Origin of the sequence: Arthrobacter sp. N199823 (assembly GCF_002929705.1) — a bacterium.
Taxonomy (GTDB): domain Bacteria; phylum Actinomycetota; class Actinomycetes; order Actinomycetales; family Micrococcaceae; genus Specibacter.
Window position 1 is genome coordinate 286,456 of record NZ_PJIN01000002.1, and the last position, 22,161, is coordinate 308,616.

Sequence of the window (22,161 nt, forward strand, 5' to 3'; positions counted from 1 at the left end):
AGCCTCTCGCTGTGGCGGGTGGGGTGTCCAGCGTTGCATCACGGTTTCATGGCGTGGGTTGGCTTCTTAAGACTCCCGTGAGTCAGTCATTGATTAAAACTCCCTAGAGTCAGTCACTGAGGCGTTTGGGCGGGTGCTTCACCACATTCATTCCTCCACAGCCAGGGCGGATGCCGAGGCTATTCACAGATGGCGTTTTCGGCATTCAAAATGTCAGTGGGTGTGCGTAGTGTCGTAAGTAGTAGAAGATCAAGGACGATCTGAATCGACAGTTGTTGAAGGATTTGGCTTTGATTAAAGGAAGCAACTTGGTTCCGTAGTTATTGCGCGCGGAGCTAGGGTTCAATGGCAAGGCGGTGAATCGCATGGTGGCTCCTGAATGGTTGAGTTCCTCCGGAGTCGATGCCGTGGTGAGTGCTCCAAAAAGCAACTCACCAGTCGGTAGCGCAGCAGCCATCAACTCACGAGAGGGCGGCGCACCCGAAATGGGGGTTCATGAGGGCAGTGCGCCCGCGGTGGGGGTTCATGAGGGCAGTGCGCCCGCGGTGGGGGTTCATGAGGGCAGTGCGCCCGCGGTGGGGGTTCATGAGGGCAGTGCGCCCGCGGTGGGGGTTCATGAGGGCAGTGCGCCCGCGGTGGGGGTTCATGGCCGGGGCTCGGATGATTCGATGGTGCGCCGTGGTGCCAGGTCAGCTATTGCGCCAGAATCTGATTTATCTAAGAATTCTTCAGATGGGACGCCCACCAATCAGAGACTGGATCCTGCCGTCACAACTGGCCTTGAGTCAACTGGCCAGCACGCGCTGAATTCCTTGGATGAAGACAGTGTGGCCAAATTCGCAAACACGGGTGCGGTGGCCATGAGCAAATGCCAAGGCCTGCTTGAGCACAGCAACGATCTGCTAGACGGGTGCAGCACCTTTTTCGACCCTGTGATGCTGGCTCAATTGGATGCAGCCCTCGCCCACGAATTTGCGCAGCGCGATAGAGCCCGGGTCGATGAGGCCACTGAGGCTGTTGAAGCGGCCCTTCGCGAAGGTAGGAACACATCCTCGTTGGCCCATTTGATCCAGTGTGTGGCAACGGCCAGGTCAGTGGCCACCAAGTCGCTTTCCCAAGCCACACTGGCCACTGAAGTGCTCCTGGCTCTGGGTGGCGACGTTTCCGCTGCTGGATTTGATCCCGAAGCAGTCGGTCAGCTGTCCGGTGCCGTGCTGCACGACGTTATTGGCTCTCTGGAACAGACCAAAAATGCACTGGCAGCCGCGCAAGCTCATGCACAAGCTCTGTTCGTTGCGCAGCAACGGCTTAGTCAGGCGCGATTGGGGACTCCCAAGGAGAAAGTGGGCCGGGGCATTGCGCACCAAATTGCCCTCGCTAGGCACGAATCTCCATATCGAGGCCGCCAGCTCTGTGAATTATCTGAAGTGTTGGTGCGGGAGATGCCGTACTGCATGCGAGCCTTCTCGCAAGGACAAATCTGCGAGTACAAAGCCGGGATTGTTGCTAGAGAAACGGCTTTTCTATCACTGGAGCATCGCCAACGGGTTGACCGCAGCATCTGTGGTGACCTGGACGGCGTCGGGCTATTGGGGAATAGAGAACTAGCTGCCGCAGCGAGGAAGGCCGCCTACGCCCTCGATCCGAAAGCTTTTGTGAAGCGGCAGGAGAAGGCAGCGGGGGAGCGTTATGTCTCTCTCCGGCCAGCAGCAGACGGGATGACCTTCCTGAGCGCTTTGATCCCCTTGAAGCAAGGCGTGCGCATTCTGGCCACCTTGACCAGGATTGCCGACGGGCGAAGGGCCACCGGAGATGAGCGGAGTAAGGGTCAGATTATGGCAGACGCCCTGATGCACCGACTCATCCATCACGCCCAATGCAACGAAGGTGCCGGCACTCTTAGTGATCATCGGGGCGTACCTGAGGGCGGGTATCCCTCCAGCGTCGTACAACAGGAAAACAAGCGTCAGGAAGAGCAACTGCGGCCAAATGAGCAGCTGGGTGGCATGCCCTGCCCCGGTTCTCGGAGCGACCTCGCAGCAGACCAGCAGTGCACCACAGTAGACCAAGCCAGCATCTCCTTAGAGCTGGTCATGACAGACAGAACGCTTTTTGGCAGTGATAACGAGCCCGCAATTCTTGTCGGTTACGATCCCATCCCGGCCCCCATCGCCCGTGACATGGTCTTGGGTAGGGGATCCTCGCCCAGAGTCTGGCTGAAACGGCTCTTTACCCATCCGAGAACCAATCAGCTTCTAGCCATGGATTCCCACGGCAGGCTCTTTCCGGAAGGCATGAAGGAATTCCTGAGGCTGCACGATCAGCGGTGCCAAACACCCTACTGCGACGCCCCAATCAGGGAATATGACCACATCAAGGCCTATGCGGCCGGGGGAGCCACCTCTTTGGACAATGGTCAAGGTCTATGTTCGGACTGCAATCGAGCCAAAGAATCTCCTGGCTGGTTCTCCGAACGCTCCGATCCGCCAGCCGGAGTCGAAGCCGGTCCGCCGAGGACCTGCGTCAACACACCCACCGGGCATCGATACATCTCGACGGCACCTCCATTACCGGGATACTAGGGCAACCGGGATACAAGCGACGAAGCGCCTTGCAACCGCGGAGGTCACGCCAAGCGGGTGGCCCGTAGAACCTCGTCGTGAATCGTGATCGGTTTTCCCTCGGGACTCTTCGCCATGCGGGGCCGGGGTTCGGCGACCAAGACTTGCCACAGCTTTGAATCAAGCGAATCAGCAATTTCCGCCGCAGTGAAGTACAAATCTGGAACAGCTGGTCTCCGGGCACCTGCCTGGATATCCGACGCGGAGTGCCCCACAATGAGCAGTGTCCCGCCAGGTGCAACAGCAGCAGCGAGCCGGGAGTACAGGGGTTCCCGATCGACCTTGGGCAGGTGCATAAATTGGGCGGAAACAAGATCAAAGCTGAACGCAGGTGGCCGCCACGTCAGTAGATTGTGGTGTTCCCATCTAATGGATCCCGCCAACTCCAGCTCGGAAGCATGCCCAGCGGCGCGTTTGAGCGCTACGCGTGAAATATCCACAGCCGTCACGTCCCAGCCGTGGCGGGCAAGCCACACTGCATCGGCGCCTTCGCCGCAGCCCACGTCGAGCGCTGAACGCGCCACCCGAGAATCGGTTGTGGCCCCACTTTGATCGTTGCGTTGTTCGTTGCGCGGCTCATTGCCGAGCTCATTATCTAGCCCGGGAGTCAGCCCGGCGGTTGGTGCTGTAGTTTGCCCCGATGCAGGCCCACTTGATGTAAGCCCGCTTGACGCCGCCACGTCAGGATCAGACATCTCTGCGAGCAATTGAGGATTTGCCTGACCGCTCCAAACGGTTGTGCTGCCGCTGTAACGCTCATCCCAGAAGTTCTCATCAAACAAGTTCGTCATGGCAACAGGCTATCCGGCTCTCCCCGCACTATAGGGCTCGCACCGCACACTTGCAGTGCGTAATATTCCCAGGGCCTGCTCAACGGGATTAGGGTTGCCGCGATCGCCCAGCTCAGCAGCTGCCTTCGGATGAGGCGGCAACACCGCAGCTATCAGCCAGATGCACTGAAAGCCTATGTGATCGATCTCAATATGTGAAAAAACTTCACGGAGAATTCCTGTTGAAGTGTCAGCGTTCCCGTGCCCGTACAAGGATTCAGGGCGGTGAAAAGTACCGCTTGGAAGGCTGGCTGAGTTGGTGCAGTAGTAGCTGCCGCACCGTGCCCCGTGTGGCAGCTTCGAGGCTGATGCGACTTTAGCTGCGACTCACATTGAGGTACGTGGGGATGAAAATGAAGCAGAAATTATCCAGTGATTGAAACATCTTATCCGATCAGATCTGAGATTCTCAGGCCGCAGCTAGTGGTTCTGGGAGGGGAGCTGGGGAAAAGTACGCGGGGGATTCCGCGAGCGTTCAGGCCAGGAGCCAGCAGGATTTGGCCGTGTGGCCCGTAGTAATTGGCACGGTATTGCAAGGACTCTTGACACTGAGGCGCTCGGCCTATGTGATGGTAAACAATTGTTTCTGTGTGATGAATCACAAAAGGTTCGGGCAGAGGCGATTCTTGGCCGTCGAAGGCCAGGAAATAAAGGCTGCTGCCAGCAGCATGCGGATGTATTGAGGGGTCTCACTTCATGAAAAGTACGTGGAAGACGATTTCGGCGGTGGTGGCATTGAGCTTGCCACTCGCCGGAATCGCGTCCTTGTCACCGGCCGTTGCCGCACCGGAAGCACCGGCAATCAATCCGGCACCCCTTGTGGTGCCTTCGTTGCATGAGTGGACCGGGGGTGCAGGGATGATGGAAATTAAACCCACCAGCCGCATTGTTGTCTCTGCTGCACTAAACCAAATTGGTGAGGAGTTTTCTGATGATTTGGCCGAAATGACAGGCTTGGAGCTGGATGTTGTCACTGGCACGAGCCAACCTGGAGATATTTCCCTGGTCTTGGACATTGCGGATAAATATGCCACGGGTGGCGAACGCTATGACGCTGAAGGCTACAAGCTGGACGTCTCAGCGGAGAAAGTCGTGGTCACCGCACCCACTGAAACAGGTGCCTACTACGGCACTCGAAGTATCCTGCAAATCATGACCCAGACAGCTGGCCGTAACAAGCTTCCGGTAGGCGGCGCTGTTGACTGGCCAGATTATGAGGCTCGAGGGTTCATACTCGATGTTGGCCGCCGTGTTTTCTCAGCGGACTTCGTCGATGACTACATCAAGATGATGAGTTACTACAAGCTCAACCGCTTTCAGATCCACCTCAATGACAACCAGATCTTCGTGGAGAATGGCGATTGGCGTGAGTCCTATATGGGGTTCCGGCTGAAGTCAGATAACCCGAAATACGCGGGGTTGGCGTCGGCTGACGGCTCCTATGACCGTGCTGACTGGGACGGTTTCGAGGCCACAGCAGCTAGCCGTGGCGTCCAAATCATTCCCGAAATTGATGTTCCGGCTCATGCAGCAGCCATCATCAAGTGGCGTCCGGACATTGGCTTGAACGGTGGAAAGTCGGATCATCTCGACCTGAGTAAGGCCGAGACAACAGAGGTCGTCAAGGGGATCTTCGACGAATTCATGCCATGGTTCCAAGGCGCAGAAGTCAACTTTGGAGCTGACGAATACCCAGGCAACAAGGCTCAGTACCGTCAGTTCTACAACGACATGGCTGAGCATATTCGGGCCACTGGCAAGCAACCCGGTGCTTGGGGCAGCTTTACGGAGATGAGCAAGGGCACCGGCATGTCCGGTGTTGAAGGTTACGACAAGGACGTAATCATCAATTCCTGGAACAACGGTTGGTATGGCCTGAACGCCGCTGCAGCAGACAACATGAAGTTCATCAATACCAATGACGGCACCCTTTATGTGGTTCCCTTCGCCGACTACTACCACGGCAGTGGATTGAACAACCAGTGGCTGTACACCGATGGGTTGCCAAACATGGCCGGGGGCGAAGTGGTGGACCCGAGTAAGATCATGGGCTCAATGTTCGCCGTCTGGAATGACTTGGTGGACAGGGACTACAACGAACAAGACGTCCACGGCCTGATCGAGCGTTCATTCCCCGTTGTTGCCCAGAAGACATGGACTGCTAAAGCACCCACGGTGAGCTACGCAGACTTCAATACTGCCTTGGACAAGGTTGGCATGGGCCCGTCCCTGAACACTGTCAAGGACACCACGCCCTCTGCCGGTGCCGCGGATCTGGCAAGTGGCAAGGCCGTAACTGCCACATCAACTAGGTCCGGCCACCCGGCGTCGAGCCTCACCGATGGTGATCAGAACACTCGCTGGGAGTCGCCAGACAACAAGGCCGCAGTCTTGGAAGTCGACCTTGGCTCCGTCCAAAAAGTCGGTGGGATCTCCGCCGAATGGGCCGCCAATGCTCCGGCAGGTTACGCCGTGGAAACGTCCAAGGACGGGCTGTTCTGGGATAAGGTAACGGCCCACGAGGTAGCCGGTGCCGGTCCAGACCAGCTCACTTTCCCCACCACTGAGGCGCGATTCGTCCGCCTGGCCGGCCTGACACCTTCCGCTGGCTTCGATTCTGTGGGTGCGTGGAGCCTGGGTGTACAAGGAGTCACCAACGTGGCGCTTGGCGCCGTGGCGACTGCTTCGGGCAATGAGGCGCCAAGTCTGCCCGCCAACCAGGCTTTTGACGGAAACCTAGCCACCCGCTGGTCCGCCAACTACAACGGGACCCGTTGGATTGCCGGTGATCTGGGCAAGGAACAGACCATCAACGAGGTCACCATTGCCTGGGAAGGTGCCTCCGCCAAGGACTACACCGTCTCCACTTCAAAGGACGGGCGCAGTTGGACTGTTGTGGCCACCAAGACCGGTATGGCGGAAAACAAGCGCACAGATGTTGTGTCCTTCGACCCCGTAACGGCACGCCACATCAAGGTCGAGGTCCAGGTCGCCAACATGGGCATCTATCTCTCCGCTTATGAGATTGAGGTTCGAAACACCAATGTCACAGGACTCGGCATTGCCGGCGCGCTGGATGGCGAACCTAATGTTGACGGGACCTTCGACGTCGAACCCACAGTTACGCTGGCAGCAACCGGCGCTTCGGCTGCTGATGCCGTGATCGAGTACCGCATTGGCGGTGGAAGTTGGACCGCCTACACGGCCCCCTTCACGGTGGCGGGATACCAGCCCACCTTGGTTGACTACCGCGCTACCAGCGGTGACGAAGAGTTCGCCGGTTACGTTAGTCTGGCGCTCAATACGCCCGGCGCTTCACCGTCACCCGAGCCGACGGAGCCTGTCGTGACGGACGAGCCGACTGATCCGGTACTGACGGATAAGCCGACCGACCCGGTAGTGACGGATGAGCCGACTGATCCGGTAGTGACGGACACTCCAGCTGATCCGACGAACCCGGTTGCTACGGAGACGCCGACGGCGCCGACCACGGTTCCGGCCGCTACGGACACCGGTTTGGCCAGTACGGGAGCCAGCGTGGCTATGTTTGGCCTGATCGGGATGCTCCTGATGGGATTGGGGGCGTTGACGCTGTTCCGCAGTCGGAGTACTCGCGGTGGGCACGAAGTCTAGGCATCCAGCTAGCATTCGCAACCACTAGCTTGGAAAGTCCGCGGCATTTCCCCTACGAGGGAGACTGCCGCGGACTTTCCATGGGCGGACTTTCATCAGCGCAGTATTCATGAGCGCAGTTGCCGTGGCGAAGCTGTACTAACGAAGTCGGATTACCGCAGGTTGGCGACGCCGTTCGCCCGGATGAGCTCCTGATACCAGTAATAGGAATCCTTCGGTGTTCGCTTCTGGGTTTCGTAGTCAATGTGAACCAACCCAAAGCGCTGAGAGTACCCCGCGGCCCACTCAAAGTTATCTATGAGTGACCAATGGAAGTAGCCCCCCACATCCACCCCGGCTGTCATGGCGTCATGAAGCGCTCGCAGGTGGGCATCCGTGTAGTCAATCCGTCGCACATCACGCACCCGGCCCTCGTGATCCAGGCCGTCATTGATGGCTGCACCGTTCTCAGTGATGTAAATGGGCGGCAGCTGATCCCCGTAGCGCTCCTTGAAGCCCACCAGTAGCTCAGTGAAAGCCCCGGGAACTATGGGCCAGTCAAAGTCGGTGCGCGGGTAACCCGTAATCTCGCGGAGAGAGAACGGCAGCGAAGGGTCCAAAGCGTGCCCGTCTATGAGGGCAGCCTCCTCGGTAGCTGATGTCCCGGCTGAAGTACCCGTGGGCGATGCCCCCGGTGGTGTCCCAGTAAGGGGTGCCCCAACCATGGCAGGGTTGTATGAGTTGATGCCATACCAGTCAATTGGCGTGGAAATGATGGCCAGATCGGCGTCGGGCATGGGCGGCAGGAATGGTGCCAAGGCCTCCGGGTAGGCGCCCTCGAGGATGGGGTCTGCGAAGATCCAGTTCGTGAGGTTGTCGTAGATCCCGGCGGCCTGCAAATCGCCCGCGCTCTCGCTGGCTGGCCACGTCAGCGCATGGTTGTTGGCGATGCCAATATTGCCGGCACCCGCAGCTCGTAGCGCCTGAACGCCAAGTCCGTGTGCCAGCAACAGGTGGTGCGCGGCTGGGAGCGCGTCAAAGCCGAGTGCTAATCCGGGGGCGTGAATGCCTGCGCCGTAGCCAAGCATAGTCACAACCACTGGCTCGTTGATGGTGATCCACCGGGGAATCCTGTCCGCAAAATGCTCGCCAAGGATCTGGGCGCAATCGGCAAAGCGTGCGGCCGTGTCCCGGTTGAGCCAACCGCCCGCCTGCTCCAGTTCCAGGGGCGTATCCCAATGGAACAGGGTGGGGCTCGGGGCAATGCCGGCCTCGAGAAGTCCGTCTACCAGTTTGTCGTAAAACCCAAGTCCGACGCCGTTCACCGCACCTTTGCCGGTGGGCTGCACCCGTGACCAAGAGAAGCTAAAACGGTAGGCGCCAACACCGAGCTCCTTCATGAGGGCGATGTCTTCGGGGTAGCGGTGGTAGTGGTCGCTGGCCATCTCGCCGGTGTCACCGTTGCTGACACGTCCGGGCTCAGCCACGAAGGCGTCCCAACTTGACGGGCCGCGGCCGCCTTCCCGCACGGCTCCTTCAATTTGGTAGGCAGCTGTGGAAACACCCCACACAAAGTCGGCGGGAAACAGCGGGAACTCGGGCTTTTCCATGGCGGCCTTTCAGAGACTATCCGTGGCCCGAGCCTTCCCGATTGCTTACGGGAAGTCAACGATTCTGCCTGCCGAAAAACTGCCTGCCGGAAAAGCAGCCGCCGCGTGGCCCTGGGAAATCTCAGCCCGCAATCTCAGCCCTCAATCTCAGCCCTGGCCAGGGAAAACAAAACTGCGACACGGTATACCGTGTCGCAGTTGTGATCGTGCCATATGAAAGTGCCCTCGGAGGGATTCGAACCCCCGACCTACGGTACCGGAAACCGACGCTCTATCCCCTGAGCTACGAAGGCGTGGCAACCGTGGCTGCCAATGGGAACGAGAAAGAGCTTAGCAGGTGTAGGGCGTCGGATGTAAAACCGATGTAAAACCCGATGAAAAACCGATGTAAATCCGGAAGTAAAACACCAAGTCCGTGGCCTGTGATTTGGCAGGTAATGTTGGAGCAATGGGGAACTCGTGATCGTGAAGAAACAGTACAAAGCATGGCTTTTCGTCGCTGCCATCATCCTGACTGCCTTGACACTTCGCGCCGCCGTAACAGTGGTTCCGCCGCTGATCTCAACCATCAACGACGATCTCCCGCTGAGCACCGCAACCATCGGCATCCTGGGCATGCTCCCCACCGCGGCCTTCGCCGTTTTCGGCTTCCTGACGCCGTATATGATCCGTTGGGCATCGCTGGAAAGACTCATTGTCCTAGCCATCGTGGTGGGAATCGTGGGTCAGGTCGCCAGGGTTTTGGCCCCTACCACGCCGCTGTTCCTGCTGTTCTCTGTGGTGGCATTCGGCGGGCTCGGCGCCGGGAATGTGCTGCTGCCGCCGTTGGTCAAGAAGCATTTCCCCACCAAGATCGGCCTGATGACGGCGCTGTACGTCACCTCCATCTCTATTGGCACGGCCCTGCCCGCACAGCTTTCGGTCCCCATTGCCGACGCCACCAGCTGGCAGTTCTCCCTCGCCGCCTGGTCAGGGCTCAGCACCATCGCCTTGATCCCGTGGCTCGTGGCGCTCATTTCTCCACGCACGACGCCGGCCCCCACCAGCGCTGTTAACGCACCGACCGCCGCCGTACTTCAGAGCGAAAAGACGGTTCGCTTCGCCCCAGGGCCGGTACCCACAGCGCCCGCGCCAAAGATGAATCTGTGGCGCTCGCCCACCGCGTGGGGGCTGATGTTCATGTTTGGCTGTACGTCCCTGAACACCTACTCGATGTTTGCCTGGTTGCCTGAAATTCTCACGGAAGCGGGGCTCGATCGAGGACAGGCCGGTTCCATGCTCGCCCTGTTTGCGGCGCTGGGTCTGCCCCTGAGCCTGACCATCCCGCTGATTGCAGCCAAGATGCGCAACCCGTTCCCCGCGGTTGTGGTGATGCTTGCGTGTTTCGTGGCCGGTTACCTGGGGCTGCTACTCTCGCCCGCCAGCGGAACGTGGCTTTGGGTGTCACTGGCCGGTCTGGGTCCTGGCACGTTCCCGTTGTCACTGTTGCTGATCAATCACCGCACACGTACGCAGATCGGCGCGGGACTGCTCTCCGGATTTAGCCAAGGGATGGGATATGCCCTGGCCTGCACCGGGCCCCTGTTCTTTGGTCTGCTGCACCAGTGGACGGGTTCATGGACCGCACCGTTCATGTTCTTGTTTGTCACGTTGTTGCTGTTGGGCGCAGGCGCCTGGATCATTTGCCGCCCCAAGATGCTCGAGGACGATTTCGCGCCAGCTGCCGGCTGACCACATTTTGGGCCGCTAGGTAGCGGATTGGGGGAGGGAACGGCTGGAACCGTACACTTAGGGGTGTGACTCCTGAAGAACTTTCTGCCGCCATTACCACTTGCCTAAAAGATGCCGTCGACGCCGGTGAACTTTCTGTTCCCGCCGAGGCCCTGCCCACTGACGTCAAGGTGGACCGCCCCAAGAGCCGCGAGCACGGCGATTGGGCTACCAACATCGCGCTCCAGCTGGCCAAGCCCGCTGGTGTTCCGCCGCGCAAAATTGCCGAGATTTTGCAGACTCGCTTGAGCGAAATTCCGGGCGTTTCCAAGGTGGACATCGCTGGCCCCGGCTTCCTGAACATCACCGTTGACGCCGCTGCTGCCGGTGAATTGGCCAAGGCCATTGTTGAAGCCGGTGAGGCCTTCGGTACCAACACCGCCATGGCCGGCACCAAGATCAACCTGGAATTTGTCTCAGCCAACCCCACCGGCCCCATCCACTTGGGTGGTACCCGTTGGGCCGCCGTAGGCGATTCCCTGGCTCGTATTTTCCAGTCTCAGGGCGCCGATGTCACCCGTGAGTACTACTTCAATGACCACGGCAACCAAATTGATAAGTTTGCCCGTTCATTGCTGGCCAGCGCCAAGGGTGAGCCCGCTCCGGAAGATGGGTACGGCGGAGCGTACATCGTGGACATCGCCACAGAGGTCATGGCAAACAACCCCGGCATCCTCGAATCAGAGGACCCGCAGGAAGAATTCCGCGCCCAGGGCGTCGAGCTCATGTTCGCGGCCATCCGCAATTCCCTGCACGAGTTCGGCGTGGACTTTGACGTGTACTTCCACGAGAACTCCCTCTTTGAAGACGGTGCTGTGGAGAAGCTCCTTGACCAGCTCAAGGGCTCCGGCAATATGTACCTCAAGGACGGCGCCTGGTGGTTGAACTCCACCGATTACGGCGACGACAAGGACCGCGTGGTCATCAAGAGTGACGGTAACGCAGCCTACATTGCCGGGGATATTGCCTACTTCAAGAACAAGCGTGACCGCGGCTTCGACCTGTGCATCTACATGCTGGGCGCAGATCACCACGGCTATGTTGCCCGCCTGAAGGCCGCCGCGGCCGCCATGGGCGATGACGCCAACCGCGTTGAAGTTCTCATCGGTCAGATGGTGAACCTGGTGCAGGACGGCAAGCCTGTGCGCATGTCCAAGCGTGCCGGCACCGTGGTCACCATGGAAGACCTCGTGGAGATTGTTGGCACCGACGCCGCCCGCTACCAGCTGGCCCGCTTCTCCAGTGACTCCAACATTGACATTGACCTGGACGTGCTGACCAAAAAATCCAACGAGAACCCGGTGTTCTACGTGCAGTACGCCCACGCCCGCACCTGCGCCGTGGCCCGTAATGCCGCAGCCGCCAACGTTGAACGCACAGCTTTCGACGCCGCAGCCCTGAATCACGCAACTGAGTCCGAGCTGTTGGCTGTCCTGGGTCAGTACCCGGGCGTTCTTGCCCAAGCTGCCGCCTTCCGCGAACCGCACCGCGCGGCCCGTCACCTGGAAGTCATTGCCGGGGCTTACCACCGTTGGTACGACGCCTGCCGCGTCACCCCCATGGGTGAAGAGGCTGTCACCGATGTGAACCGGACCCGCCTCTGGCTCAACGACGCCGTGGGTCAGGTTCTTGCCAATGGCCTGGCTTTGCTGGGTGTCTCTGCCCCGGAACGGATGTAACGCATGGCCAACACGATTGCTGGCGCCGAGCTGGCTCCGGAGTGGTTGCCTGCCGCAGGCGACGTCAATGAGTTGGTGCCCGCCATGTGGGCGCACGACGTCGAACGCGGACACAGCGGTGAGGTCACCATCAGCGGGATTCCCGTCAGCGAACTTAAAGAGCAGTTCGGCACTCCGCTGTTTGTCATGAGCGAGGACGATTTCCGGGCCCGTGCTCGGACGTTTAAAGACGCCTTTGACGCAGCTTTCGCGGACATTTGTGGCGGCGTGGACGTGTACTACGCCGGCAAGGCGTTCTTGTCCACCGAGGTAGCTCGCTGGGTTGATTCCGAGGGACTGCGCCTGGATACCTGCTCCGGCGGGGAATTGGCTGTGGCCAAGCGGGCCGGGTTGCTCGGCGCAAATTTGGGCTTGCACGGCAACAATAAGTCGTCTGCAGAAATCAACCGCGCGCTGGACATGGGCCTGGGCCGGATTGTGGTGGACAGCCTCCATGAACTGGCACGCGTGGCAGAGATTGCAGCAGCTCGCGGAGACAAGGCTAACGTCATGTTGCGCCTGACCCCCGGCGTGCACGCTCACACTCACGAGTCCATTGCTACGGCGCATGAGGACCAGAAGTTCGGCCTCAGCTTTATCGCCGAGGATCCCGAAGCTCCCGGCATGAGTGCTGCCGAGGCTGCCGCAAAGCTGGCGGTGGAAGCCGAAAGCATCAACTTCTTGGGCTTCCACGCGCACATTGGCTCGCAGATCTTCGAGGCCGAAGGCTTTGAAATTGCCGCCCGCAAACTGCTGGCCTTCACCCACACCATCCAGAACAAGTACGGCATCATCCTGCCGGAACTGGACCTGGGTGGCGGCTACGGCATCGCCTATACCGCGGTGGATACCCCGCGCCCGGCTGCCGAGGTCGCTGCGGCAATGGCCGCCGTCGTGCGTGAGACATGTGCGGAACTGAACATGGCAGCGCCACGGATCTCCATTGAGCCGGGCCGTGCCATTGTCGGCAGCACCACGTTCACCCTGTACGAGACAGGCACGCTCAAAACCGTGCAGGTTGAGGTGGCCGGCGCCGAAGATGTGACGGCTCCGCGTCGTTATGTGTCGGTGGATGGTGGCATGAGCGATAACGCCCGTCCGGTGCTTTATGAGGCTGATTATTCGGCAGTTTTGGCCAGCCGGCGCTCGGAGCAGACTCCCGCTTTGTCCCGAGTAGTGGGCAAACATTGCGAGAGTGGTGACATTGTTGTTAGAGATGTATATCTACCCAATGACGTGGCGGCCGGAGATTTGCTTGCAGTTCCCGGAACGGGCGCGTACTGCTGGGCACTAGCCAGCAACTATAACTACGTTCCCAGACCGCCCGTCGTCGCTGTTACCAACGGCACTGCACGTTTGATTGTGCGGGGAGAAACCGAAGACGATTTGCTGGCACGCGATTTAGGGGCCTAGAACCTTTGACAGAGCGCAACACCGTGGACACCAACGTGTCCGCCAACATCAAGACCCTGAAAGTGGCGCTCCTTGGCGCCGGAAATGTGGGCTCGCAAGTTGCCCGGATTTTGCTAGATGACGCAGATACTCTGGCGGCCCGAACAGGCGCCCGGCTGGAGCTGGTAGGCATCGCGGTGCGGAACGTTGACGCCCCACGCGAGTATGCAGCGCCACAGGCCCTGTACACCACCGACGCCTCCGCCCTGGTGCGCAGTGCCGACATTGTGATTGAACTGATGGGTGGCATTGAGCCGGCCCGCACGCTGATTCTGGAAGCCATTGAGCACGGGGCCACCGTTGTCACCGGCAATAAGGCGCTGCTTGCCGTGGACGGTCCTACCCTGTACGAGAAGGCCGACGCCGCCGGTGTCCAGCTCTCCTACGAGGCCGCCGTGGCCGGTGCGATCCCCATCCTGCGACCCATCACGGATTCGCTGGCCGGGGACAAGATCACCCGCGTCATGGGCATTGTCAACGGCACCACGAACTTCATTCTGGACGCCATGGACTCCACCGGCGCAGAATTTGCTGATGCGCTGGCCGAGGCCACGCGTCTGGGCTATGCCGAAGCAGATCCCACCGCCGATATTGAGGGCCACGACGCCGCAGCGAAGGGCGCCATCTTGGCCTCCCTGGCCTTCCACACACGGGTTGCGCTGGAAGATGTCAACTGCCAGGGCATCACCGCCGTCACGGCGGGCGACATTTCCTCCGCTAAGGATGCCGGCTATGTCATCAAGCTCTTGGCTATTGCGCAGAAGCTCGACGGCGGCGTAAGCGTGCGCGTGCACCCCACCTTGATTCCCCGCGAACACCCTCTGGGTGCGGTTCGTGGCGCGTTCAACGCTGTCTTTGTGGAAGCAGAATCCGCAGGTGAGCTCATGTTCTACGGCCGCGGCGCTGGCGGTTCCCCCACGGCATCAGCTGTCATGGGTGACGTTGTCTCAGCTGCGCGGCGTTTGGTTCTGGGTGGCCCGGGCCGCACCGATTCCACCATTGAGGTGCTGCCGGTACTGCCCATTGATGCAGTGACAACCCGTTACTACATTGGCATGGATGCCGCGGATCAGCCCGGCGTCTTGTCCAAGATTTCTGCCTTGTTTGCCGAGAACGGGGTCTCCATTGAGACCATGCGGCAGACGGTGCACCGCGACGGGAATGAGAATGGCGGTCCGGCAACTGCCGAACTGCGCATTGTTACTCATCGCGCCAGCGAGGCCGCCCTGGCGGCAACTGTTGAGGCCATTAAGGGTCTTGACATCATTAATTCAGTAACGAGTGTCTTGAGGGTGGAGGGAGTCTAATGGCTCATCAGTGGCGTGGAGTTGTTCACGAATATGCAGAACGCCTGCCGGTAACGGCAGAAACCAAGGTCATCACGTTGGGTGAAGGCGGCACACCTCTGGTGTACGCGCAGCACCTCTCGGCTTTGACAGGTTCCAATGTGTACCTGAAGGTGGAGGGCATGAACCCCACCGGTTCCTTCAAGGACCGCGGTATGACCATGGCCATGACGGCAGCTGTTGCCGCTGGCGCCAAGGCTGTTGTCTGCGCTTCCACGGGAAACACCTCGGCTTCGGCAGCCGCTTACGCCAAGGCCGCCGGGCTGACCTGTGCTGTTCTGGTGCCTGAAGGCAAGATCTCCATGGGCAAGCTCAGCCAGGCTGTGGCACATGGCGCCACCATCTTGCAGGTGGACGGCAACTTCGACAACTGCCTGGATGTGGCCCGGAAACTGGCCGAGTCCTACCCGGTGTTCCTGGTGAACTCGGTCAACCCCGCCCGCATTGAAGGCCAGAAGACCGGTGCCTTCGAAGTAGTGGATGCCCTGGGCGATGCCCCGGACTACCATGTGCTGCCTGTGGGCAACGCTGGTAACATCAGCGCGTACTGGCGCGGCTACCGCGAATACGCGGCTCCGTACGAATCCGCAACGGCGGGCACGCTGCCTGCTGTTTCCACCCATACGCCCATCATGTGGGGCTTCCAGGCTGCCGGTGCTGCGCCGTTCGTTGCCGGCCACCCCATTCTGGAACCGGACACCATTGCCACGGCGATCCGCATCGGTAACCCGGCATCGTGGGACATGGCCATTGCGGCCCGGGACGAGTCCGGCGGACTCATCGAAGCTGTCACGGATGAGGAAATCCTCGCCGCGCACCGCTGGCTCTCGGCCAAGGAAGGCGTCTTCGTGGAGCCCGGCTCCGCAGCCGGCGTTGCTGGTTTGATCAAGAAGCATGCCGCAGGCGAAGTGCCCTCCGGTAAGACCTTCGTCATCACCGTCACCGGCCATGGCCTGAAGGACCCGGACTGGGCCCTGAAGAACGCCGATGGCAGTGCAGCTCAGCCCAAGTCCGTGGCTTTTGACGTGGTCACAGTTGCTGACGCACTTGGTCTGAGCGACTAGCCACCATCATGACAGGGCCCACCATGACATCCCCGCTCTTGAAAACTCCGCTTTCCGGGACCACCGCCACCGTGCGCGTCCCTGGCACCAGCGCCAATCTTGGCCCCGGCTTTGATTCGTTGGGCTTGGCGGTCTCGCTTTATGACACCCTGACCATCACCACGCTGAATGGTCCGGAGCTGGAATTTGAGCTGAGCGGGGAAGGGGTGGCCGAGCTCCCGCGGGATGCCAGCCACCTCGTGGTGAAGACCCTCGATATTGCCTGGGCACGCCTGGGCTACAGCCGTGGGGGAGTGCGGGTCACCGCGAACAATGTGCTCCCGCACGGCCGTGGCTTGGGGTCCTCGGCCTCGGCCATTGTGGCAGCCATCATGGCCGCCAATGCCCTCGTGGCGCCCGAGGACCAGCAGGATGCGGCGTGGGTATTACAGCTCGCCTCCGAGCTTGAGGGGCACCCGGATAACGTAGCCCCGGCCATCTTTGGCGCGGTGGCCCTTTCATGGCAGGACGGTGCGGATTACTCCAGTGCCAAGCTCACGCCGTCGAACATGGTTATCCCCGTGGTGGCTATCCCCGATGTGGAGCTGAAAACCGAACGGGCCCGCGGCATGCTGCCGGCCACCGTTCCGCACGCTGACGCGGCCGCTAACTCTGGCCGGGCGGCGTTACTCATCCACGCCCTGAGCCATGATCCGTCACTTTTGCTGGCTGGAACCCGGGATTATCTGCACCAGGATTACCGCGCCGAAGCCATGCCTGCCAGCGCCGCTTTGGTGACGGCGCTGCGCCAGGCCGGGCACGCAGCATTCATTTCTGGGGCTGGCCCCACGGTCATGGTGCTCGCCAATGGTGGCGCCGAAGCGGACGCCATTGTTGCGGCTATCACCGATCTGAGTGAATCCGCGCAAAAAACCTCGTCTGACGGCGTGTCTTGGCGGGTTTTGCGGCTGGAAGTGGACCTTGAAGGTGCTAAAGTGGAAGTGCATCCATAGCTCTTAGACACTTTCCTTGTGGTTGATCTCTGACCAGTGCGGAAATGAACAACGTTTATTGACCCATGATGTCCCCTTTGCAGCCTGCGCTTTTCTTGCGCAGTGACCGCTGGATCAACGCATGGCAGCCGCCGGTTTGGTCCTGGGATCGCTCACTTGAGACCCGATTCAAAGGGTGAATCACACCATTTCCTGACAACAGATTTTCTGCCAAAAGGAATGGAACCTCGAGCATGTCCCTTTGCCAGCCAGTGCGGCGGCACGAGGGCAACTCGACACTAATCATCGCGGCCCCAACTATTGGGCCCGCCATCGAGGGGGAAGGATCCTTCGTGACCGAAACCGTAACTTCAGCCGCTGCTCCCAAGTCTGCTGAATCAAATACCACTGGCGCTCCCGCCAAATCCGCAGGTTTGGCCGGGCTGAAGCTCGCCCAGTTGCAGGCGTTGGCTGGACAGCTGGGCATCACCGGTGGTTCCAGGATGCGCAAGGGCGATCTCGTCGAGGCCATTTCAGCCCACCAGCGCGGTTCGTCCGTAGCTGACCGCCCGGTTCGCTCCAGCTCCAAGGCCGGCGCTGACGAGCAGACAGTGGCATCAAGCGGTACCGCTGAGAAGGCCGATTCTTCGGCTCGCTCTTCCGCAACGCGCACTGCATCAACTCGCACATCCCGCCGCGGTTCCGCTGCCAAGGCTGGCGCCGAGGAACTCAACGATGCTCCCGCAGTCGCCGTTGAAGTTGCGCAGAATACGCCCGACACCGAGGCTCCGGAGCGTCCGGCCCGTGGCCGTGGCCGCAGCCGCCGCGCAACCAGCAGCGACGGTGTCATCACCACAGACTCCGGCGCTGCGTCCGGCGTTGCTGCCGAAGGCACTGCCGCTGTTAACTCTGCCGCTGTTGACACTGCCAGCGTTGATTCTGCATCTGCATCTTCTACCGAATCCAGCGAGAACGACGGCGAAAACCGTCGCCCCTCCCGCACCCGCAACCGCCGTTCACAAGGTGGCGGACGCCAGCAGGAGAACAACACTGACGGCACCCCCGCCGCTGAAAACCCCGTCACCGAGAGCGCTGAATCCACCGAGTCGGATTCGTCTCAGGGTGAGGGTACCGAGAACGGTGAGCGTAACGGTCGCAACCAGCGCAATAACAACCAACGCAACCAGCGCAATTCCAATGATCGGAACAGCACTGACCGGAACAGCACTGACCGGAACAGCACTGACCGGGCTGGCTCGGAGCGTAACAACAGCGGCACCGCAGCCGCCGGAGCGGGCAACAACAACTCCAATAACGCTAATGACGATGAAGACGGATCGCGCAACAACCGCAACCGTCGCAACCGTCGGGATCGCAACTCCAACGATTCCAACGACCGTAACGATCGCGGTTCCAACAACAGCAATAACCGTAACGATCGTAACGACCGTTTCCGTGACCGCAACGAACGCCGCCGCGGCCGCAACGCCGGTCCGGACTTCGATGACACCGAATTGACCGAAGACGATGTCCTGCTGCCCGTAGCTGGCATCTTGGACATCTTGGAAAACTACGCATTTGTGCGTACCTCCGGTTACCTCCCCGGATCCAACGATGTCTATGTCTCCCTGTCACAGGTGAAGAAGTACAACCTGCGCAAGGGTGACGCCGTCGTAGGTGCCATCCGAGCACCGCGCGAAGGTGAAGACCGCAGCAATGCCCAGACTGCTCGCCAGAAGTTCAATGCTTTGGTTCGCGTCACCAGTGTCAACGGTAAAAACCCTGATGAGCTCAAGAACCGTGTTGAGTTCGCAAAGCTGGTTCCGCTGTACCCGTCGGAGCGTCTGCGCCTGGAGACCGATCCGAAGAAGATCGGTCCCCGTGTTATTGACCTGGTGGCTCCGATCGGTAAGGGCCAGCGAGGCCTGATCGTGTCCCCGCCCAAGGCCGGTAAGACACTGATCCTGCAGGCGATCGCCAACGCGATCACCATCAACAACCCTGAAGTTCACCTCATGATGGTGTTGGTTGATGAGCGTCCTGAAGAAGTCACCGACATGCAGCGCACGGTCAAGGGTGAAGTTATTGCTTCCACGTTCGACCGTCCCGCCGATGACCACACCCAGGTAGCTGAGCTCTCCATTGAGCGCGCCAAGCGCCTCGTGGAAATGGGCATGGACGTGGTTGTGCTGTTGGACTCCATGACCCGTTTGGGCCGTGCATACAACAACTCCGCACCGTCGTCGGGCCGTATCCTCTCCGGTGGTGTGGATTCCGCAGCGCTGTACCCGCCCAAGCGCTTCTTCGGTGCAGCCCGCAACATTGAAAACGGCGGCTCGCTGACCATTTTGGCCACGGCTCTGGTGGAAACCGGCTCCAAGGCTGATGAGGTCATCTTCGAAGAGTTCAAGGGCACCGGCAACATGGAGCTGCGTCTCTCACGCCAGCTGGCTGACAAGCGCATCTTCCCGGCCGTTGATGTCAATGCCTCCGGTACTCGTCGCGAAGAGAACTTGCTTTCCCCTGAGGAAGTCAAGATCATGTGGCGCCTGCGCCGCGTGCTCTCCGGATTGGAAATGCAGCAGTCTCTTGAGTTGCTGACCTCCAAGCTGCGTGAAACGCAGTCCAACGTTGAGTTCCTTATGCAGATCCAGAAGACCACCCTGGGTTCCAAGGCCGAACAAGACAAGTAGCTAAGCGAAAGAGGCGGGACCGTACATCACTGTGCGGGCCCGCCTCTTGGCGTTATAGCTCCTGCCCGTTGTGGCGATTTTAGTTATTAGACTTGACTCACGTCGAGAGAGGTTTTCAAATGTTTGAATCCATCCACGGTTTGCTTGATGAGCATGCCGAGCTGCAGATGCGTCTGAGCGAGCCTGAAGTGCACGCCGACCAGTCGCTGGCACGCAAATTGGGCCGCCGGTATGCCGAGTTGAGCAACGTGGTTGAGGGCTACCACCAGGTCGAATCGATCGGTGACGATCTTGAGGCTGCCCGCGAAATGGCTTCCGAGGATGCTGAATTTGCCGCCGAGGTGCCCGTGCTCGAGGAACAGCTGGCTGCTGCCCAGGAGAAGTTGCGCCGTCTGTTGATCCCGCGTGATCCTGACGATGGCCGTGATGTCATCTTGGAGGTCAAAGCCGGTGAAGGTGGAGACGAGGCTGCCTTGTTCGCCGCTGACTTGGTGCGCATGTACACCCGCTACGCCGATCAGCGCGGCTGGAAGACGGAAATCATCTCCGCCACCTCCTCTGATTTGGGTGGCTACAAGGACATTTCCATCGCCGTCAAGGGCCGTTCCAACGATCCCGCAGAAGGCGTTTACGCTCGCCTGAAATTTGAAGGTGGCGTGCACCGTGTGCAGCGCGTGCCGGCAACGGAATCTCAGGGACGTATACACACCTCCGCTGCTGGTGTGCTCGTGCTGCCAGAAGTGGATGAGCCCGAAGAAGTCGACATCAACCAGAACGATCTCAAGATTGATGTCTACCGATCCTCGGGCCCGGGTGGTCAGTCCGTGAACACCACTGACTCCGCCGTGCGTATTACCCACCTTCCCACCGGCATTGTGGTGGCTATGCAGAACGAGAAGTCGCAGCTGCAGAACCGTGAAGCCGGTATGCGCGTGCTCCGTGCCCGTATTCTGGCGCACCAGCAGGCCATTATTGATGCTGAGAACTCGGCCGTTCGCAAGTCCCAGATCCGTACCATGGACCGATCAGAACGCATCCGTACGTACAACTACCCGGAAAATCGCATTGCCGATCACCGCACCGGGTACAAGGCGTACAACCTTGACGCGGTCATGAACGGTGACTTGGAGCCGGTAGTACAGTCGGCTATTGAAATGGACGAGCAGGCGCGGTTGGATGCCATTGGCGACTAGTCCCCACGCCCTCCCGGACCCTGCCGCTGGCGCGTCAGATTCCGGGTCCATCGGGCGCGTGGGCCCAGACTCGCCGGCCGATGAAATCGCTGGCGCGATTTCCCCGGAACCTGGCGAGCGTGGCCCCATTCACGCCGTCCCGGACCCTGCCGCTGGCGCGTCAGATTCCGGGTCCATCGGGCGCGTGGGCCCAGACTCGCCGGCCGATGAAATCGCTGGCGCGATTTCCCCGGAACCTGGCGAGCGTGGCCCCATTCACGCCGTCCCGGACCCTGCCGCTGGCGCGTCAGATTCCGGGTCCCTCGGGCACGTGGGCCCAGACTCGGCCGTCCCGAATCCTGGTGCGGGCTTGCTGGCTGACGCTGTCAGGGATGCTACTGCGGTTCTTGCCGCTGCTGGTGTGCCCACCCCCGCGGTGGATGCACAGCTTCTGGCCGCTCATCTCCTCGGTGTCAGCCGAGGAGAACTGGCAGCAATGCTATTTGGCACAGCTGTTGCACCACCGGCCTACGACGAGCTGGTAGCCCGGCGTGCTGCGCGTGAACCGCTGCAGCACATCACCGGCGTGGCCTACTTCCGGTATCTGGAACTGGCCGTTGGCAAGGGTGTTTTTGTCCCGCGCCCGGAGACGGAAACCGTGGTTCAGCTAGGCATTGACGTATTAACACGCTTGAGCCATGAACGCGGAGAGGGTGCGGAGCTTGTGGCCGTGGACCTGGGCACCGGCTCGGGGGCCATTGCTGGTTCGATGGCCACTGAAGTGCCCGGCAGCACTGTCTATGCGGTGGAGCTCAGCGATGACGCTTTTCCCTGGGCGGCGAAGAACTTGGCTGGTACCGGTGTTAACTTGGTGCACGGCGATATGCGCGATGCCTTCGCTGAGCTCAACGGCAGGGCGGATGTGGTGGTTTCCAATCCGCCTTATATTCCGGCCGATGCCATTCCGCGTGACCTTGAGGTTCGGCTGCACGATCCCCACATGGCTCTTTACGGTGGGGGAGCGGACGGCATGGAGATGCCTACCGCTGCCGAAGCTACGGCGGCGCGGCTACTGCGCCCCGGAGGCTTTTTTGTCATGGAGCATGCCGAAGTGCAAGCGGGTGCCATGGCAGAACTCTTCAACAACAGCGGGCACTGGGACAAGGTGCGTACGCACGTTGATCTTTCCGGGCGGGACAGGGCCACCAGCGGCTTGCGGCGCTAGTGCCGTTGCGGGGCTAGTGATGTGCCGGCGCTGGTGAAGTTGCGCTGAAAATTCGTGATTGATGGGATGCGTTCCAC

The 22,161-nt window shown here is 60.3% G+C and carries 14 protein-coding genes and 1 tRNA gene; 11 read left to right on the plus strand and 4 right to left on the minus strand.

The window, feature by feature from the left end; translation table 11 throughout:
- The first annotated feature begins 827 nt into the window (after positions 1-827).
- Positions 828-2,582, plus strand: a complete 1,755-nt coding sequence (locus CXQ93_RS05195; RefSeq protein ID WP_181036059.1) for an HNH endonuclease signature motif containing protein — start codon at positions 828-830, stop codon at positions 2,580-2,582.
- 44 nt (positions 2,583-2,626) lie between these two features.
- Here the strand turns inward: CXQ93_RS05195 and CXQ93_RS05200 are convergent, their stop codons facing one another.
- Positions 2,627-3,412, minus strand: coding sequence for a bifunctional 2-polyprenyl-6-hydroxyphenol methylase/3-demethylubiquinol 3-O-methyltransferase UbiG (locus CXQ93_RS05200; RefSeq protein ID WP_258068613.1), 786 nt, complete (start codon positions 3,410-3,412; stop codon positions 2,627-2,629).
- A 728-nt stretch (positions 3,413-4,140) separates the two neighbouring features.
- A complete protein-coding gene (locus CXQ93_RS21045) occupies positions 4,141-4,329 on the minus strand; it encodes a hypothetical protein (RefSeq protein ID WP_258068614.1) in 189 nt (62 codons plus the stop codon).
- Between CXQ93_RS21045 and CXQ93_RS05210 the strand changes: the two genes are divergently transcribed.
- Positions 4,310-7,084 carry a discoidin domain-containing protein gene (locus tag CXQ93_RS05210; RefSeq protein ID WP_258068615.1) on the plus strand — a complete coding sequence of 925 codons (2,775 nt, stop codon included), beginning with the start codon at positions 4,310-4,312 and terminating at the stop codon, positions 7,082-7,084. The two genes, CXQ93_RS21045 and CXQ93_RS05210, sit on opposite strands and share 20 nt — an antisense overlap.
- Before the next feature lie 152 nt (positions 7,085-7,236).
- Here CXQ93_RS05210 and CXQ93_RS05215 read toward each other — a convergent pair whose 3' ends face one another.
- Together CXQ93_RS05215 and CXQ93_RS05220 are read right to left on the minus strand one after the other, a co-directional pair.
- The gene (locus tag CXQ93_RS05215; protein WP_104109415.1) at positions 7,237-8,673 is read right to left on the minus strand and encodes a glycoside hydrolase family 1 protein; all 1,437 of its coding nucleotides are present in this window, start codon (positions 8,671-8,673) and stop codon (positions 7,237-7,239) included.
- 220 nt (positions 8,674-8,893) lie between these two features.
- Positions 8,894-8,966, minus strand: a tRNA-Arg gene (locus CXQ93_RS05220).
- Positions 8,967-9,132: 166 nt separating this feature from the next.
- On the opposite strand from CXQ93_RS05220, the gene CXQ93_RS05225 reads away from it, so the two are divergent.
- From CXQ93_RS05225 to prmC, 9 genes are all read left to right on the plus strand, one after another.
- Complete coding sequence (locus tag CXQ93_RS05225; protein WP_104109416.1) at positions 9,133-10,404, plus strand: CynX/NimT family MFS transporter; 1,272 nt, start codon at positions 9,133-9,135, stop codon at positions 10,402-10,404.
- Between the two features lie 65 nt (positions 10,405-10,469).
- Positions 10,470-12,122, plus strand: a complete 1,653-nt coding sequence (argS, locus tag CXQ93_RS05230; protein WP_104109417.1) for an arginine--tRNA ligase — start codon at positions 10,470-10,472, stop codon at positions 12,120-12,122.
- Positions 12,123-12,125: 3 nt separating this feature from the next.
- Positions 12,126-13,574 carry a diaminopimelate decarboxylase gene (lysA, locus tag CXQ93_RS05235; RefSeq protein WP_104109418.1) on the plus strand — a complete coding sequence of 483 codons (1,449 nt, stop codon included), beginning with the start codon at positions 12,126-12,128 and terminating at the stop codon, positions 13,572-13,574.
- A gap of 47 nt (positions 13,575-13,621) precedes the next feature.
- Positions 13,622-14,920: a homoserine dehydrogenase gene (locus tag CXQ93_RS05240; RefSeq protein WP_104109738.1), complete on the plus strand. Its 1,299-nt coding sequence runs from the start codon at positions 13,622-13,624 to the stop codon at positions 14,918-14,920.
- A complete protein-coding gene (gene thrC, locus CXQ93_RS05245) occupies positions 14,920-16,023 on the plus strand; it encodes a threonine synthase (protein ID WP_104109419.1) in 1,104 nt (367 codons plus the stop codon). The genes CXQ93_RS05240 and thrC overlap by 1 nt, the downstream gene beginning before the upstream one ends.
- Positions 16,024-16,046: 23 nt before the next feature.
- Entirely contained in the window at positions 16,047-17,015 is a 969-nt protein-coding gene (thrB, locus tag CXQ93_RS05250) for a homoserine kinase (protein ID WP_258068617.1), read from the plus strand.
- Between the two features lie 332 nt (positions 17,016-17,347).
- Positions 17,348-19,687: a transcription termination factor Rho gene (gene rho, locus CXQ93_RS05255; protein WP_258068618.1), complete on the plus strand. Its 2,340-nt coding sequence runs from the start codon at positions 17,348-17,350 to the stop codon at positions 19,685-19,687.
- A 119-nt stretch (positions 19,688-19,806) separates the two neighbouring features.
- The gene (gene prfA, locus CXQ93_RS05260) at positions 19,807-20,880 is read left to right on the plus strand and encodes a peptide chain release factor 1 (protein WP_104109422.1); all 1,074 of its coding nucleotides are present in this window, start codon (positions 19,807-19,809) and stop codon (positions 20,878-20,880) included.
- Between the two features lie 349 nt (positions 20,881-21,229).
- Positions 21,230-22,084, plus strand: coding sequence for a peptide chain release factor N(5)-glutamine methyltransferase (gene prmC, locus CXQ93_RS05265; protein ID WP_258068671.1), 855 nt, complete (start codon positions 21,230-21,232; stop codon positions 22,082-22,084).
- Positions 22,085-22,161: the final 77 nt, after the last annotated feature.

Excerpts from the sequence above, each read along its gene's own strand:
- prfA (WP_104109422.1), top strand. The coding sequence starts at position 19,807 with ATGTTTGAATCCATCCACGGTTTGCTTGATGAGCATGCCGAGCTGCAG.
- CXQ93_RS05215 (WP_104109415.1), bottom strand. The coding sequence starts at position 8,673 with ATGGAAAAGCCCGAGTTCCCGCTGTTTCCCGCCGACTTTGTGTGGGGT.
- lysA (WP_104109418.1), top strand. The coding sequence starts at position 12,126 with ATGGCCAACACGATTGCTGGCGCCGAGCTGGCTCCGGAGTGGTTGCCT.
- CXQ93_RS05210 (WP_258068615.1), top strand. The coding sequence starts at position 4,310 with ATGATGGAAATTAAACCCACCAGCCGCATTGTTGTCTCTGCTGCACTA.
- thrB (WP_258068617.1), top strand. The coding sequence starts at position 16,047 with ATGACATCCCCGCTCTTGAAAACTCCGCTTTCCGGGACCACCGCCACC.
- thrC (WP_104109419.1), top strand. The coding sequence starts at position 14,920 with ATGGCTCATCAGTGGCGTGGAGTTGTTCACGAATATGCAGAACGCCTG.
- CXQ93_RS05200 (WP_258068613.1), bottom strand. The coding sequence starts at position 3,412 with ATGACGAACTTGTTTGATGAGAACTTCTGGGATGAGCGTTACAGCGGC.